Below are 2,068 nucleotides of genomic sequence, written 5' to 3' on the forward strand. Positions count from 1 at the left end.
CAGTCCTGCGCAAGACGGAAAGCACATTAAGTGCTTTCCTTTGCGTGCGGAACTCGCGACAAACTTAAACAGCGGGCCGCCCGGACCGGGAATCCGACGTGCTCGTCGGGGCAACGTTCCCTGCCAAAAAGGGACAGGTTTATTTTGGTCGGTTTTATCTGGGGAAACGTCGCGCTCCAGCGGTAATCTGCTCTCATCTGTCGCATGGAAATCGGCGGCGTTTCCATTTAACGCAAAAGAGGCCGCTTCCCCTAGTAGGAAGCGGCCCCAAATCTTACAAATAGACGATGGTAAAGGGTACTTCTGTTTCGGTCTCTCCTGTTGACGTGCACCTCGTGCCCTCAAGCGTTACTGAGACCACTTGGTCGACATCAATCAACTTCGTTGGCACCCAGATGTTCTCTCCGCTATTGCGCGCATAAGAAAAATATAAGTTGAACACCCCTGCGTCGTCATCTTCGATAGTCTGCTCCGATCCATCCTTGTAGCTGACGGTCAGCTTATTATCAACTGCTTCATAGCCCAGATCATCGATGTGCGTCTGGATGGAAAACGGGCTAATCTCAAGAGTCGAGTCATCGGAGCGGAGTTCCTTTGTATCGACGTACGCTCCAACGCTAAACTCGGGCGTCGATGCCTCGAACGGCTTCGCATCCTCGCCTTCGCCCTCGGTCCACGAGATATTCCAGGTGACCGCATGTTGAAAACCTCGCTCGCGATCCATAGAAGCAAAGTACATCGTGCCATTAATGACAGTATCGCTTGATGTGTCCTTATCAATGGTGCAGCGTGTGTCAGCCCATTCCTCGCCGAACTTCATATCGGGCGTGCCGATGCCCTGTTCTTCTTCACCATAAAGAACAAGTTCGCCGATCTCTGCTGCCGGCTTGTAGCAGTTAACTCCATTTGGATTGGACAACGTAAACGTCACGGCGCCGCAGCCGTTTTGATCGATAGCCATCTCATGGATATCGAGCGTATAACCGTTACCCTCGACGGACAGATTAACCTTCTGAACTGCACCCTCCAGGCTTTGGGGCGCGATGCCATCACCAAACTCTCTGGTGTAGGTGTATTTAGTCCCCGATGAGCCACCGTTGGTCCAGGTAATGGAATCCCCATTGCCGTGGTTTCCCCAGGCTGAGGCAAAATAGCCGGAATTGACAACGGCGTAGGCGACCCCTCCGGTCGCCAGCACTCCGGCAAGGCATCCGATCACGGCAACATACAGAGGCTTCGCGTGACCCTTTCGGCGAAGCGGCTCACCAGCAGCGGCATAAAGAACACGGTCAGCAAGATCGCTATCGGCTTGGACGGACTCGAAGGCCTGCTTGATTTGATTGGATTTCACGGTCGCCCTCCTCTAGGATGAACTTGAGTTTCGATCTGCCGCGAGCTAAACGCGTTCGAACGGTCGCGGCTGGTACATGCAACAACTCGGCAATCTCTGAGGTCGAAAAGCCCAGATAGTAATAGAGCACGATGGGGACACGGAATCGCTCCGGAAGTCGCATAACGTCTGACAGGACCGCCTTGGTCTCATCCTGCGCCGCCGAAAGCGAATCGGCCAGGTTCTCAATATCCTCCACACGCCTCCATGGCTTTCGAAAGAGCGATTTGCATTCATTGATCGTGACCCGGATAAGCCATCGACGAAGATGTTCCCAGCTTTCAAATTGCGCATCGTTTTTGAGTAACTTCAGAAAGACGTCTTGAGCGACATCGTCGGCGTCGGCGCGATCACGCAGGTACGTCAACGCGATTCGAAACACGACATCCCTGTGATCTTCAACCGCCTGTCTAAAAGCTTGTTCTTCCATAATCACCTCCCGGTGACGTTAATGGTTCTCGATGAGGCCCTCACCATAGATACGCTCCGGCCGGACGAATTGTTTCAAATTCAGGCAGGAAATACCTACCAAAATAAACCTGTCCCTTATTGGCAAAAGGAATCCCCTTCTGTGCGCGGGGGCAGATTCCCGGAACGGGCCGCCCGCTGTTTAAGTTTGCTGCTCTACAGTCCTGCGCAAGACGGAAAGCACATTAAGTGCTTTCCTTTGCGTGCGGA

At 53.2% G+C, this 2,068-nt stretch carries 3 protein-coding genes; 1 reads left to right on the forward strand and 2 read right to left on the reverse strand.

The genetic code is table 11. From position 1 onward, the window contains the following. Positions 1–274 precede the first annotated feature (274 nt). Positions 275–1,351, reverse strand: a complete 1,077-nt coding sequence (locus PMX70_RS10040; protein ID WP_138339613.1) for a DUF4179 domain-containing protein — start codon at positions 1,349–1,351, stop codon at positions 275–277. Continuing rightward, positions 1,302–1,820, reverse strand: coding sequence for an RNA polymerase sigma factor (locus PMX70_RS10045; RefSeq protein ID WP_226790689.1), 519 nt, complete (start codon positions 1,818–1,820; stop codon positions 1,302–1,304). Before PMX70_RS10045 ends, PMX70_RS10040 begins: the two co-directional genes overlap by 50 nt. Here PMX70_RS10045 and PMX70_RS10050 point away from each other — a divergent pair. Further along, positions 1,713–2,068 (forward strand): hypothetical protein (locus PMX70_RS10050; RefSeq protein WP_271743480.1); only part of this gene is annotated, 356 nt, incomplete at its 3' end. The genes PMX70_RS10045 and PMX70_RS10050 overlap by 108 nt on opposite strands.

The organism is Collinsella aerofaciens, from assembly GCF_028206795.1.
GTDB lineage: Bacteria > Actinomycetota > Coriobacteriia > Coriobacteriales > Coriobacteriaceae > Collinsella > Collinsella aerofaciens_AX.

Coding starts and splice junctions, on each gene's coding strand:
- PMX70_RS10045 (WP_226790689.1), bottom strand. CDS start 1,820: ATGGAAGAACAAGCTTTTAGACAGGCGGTTGAAGATCACAGGGATGTC.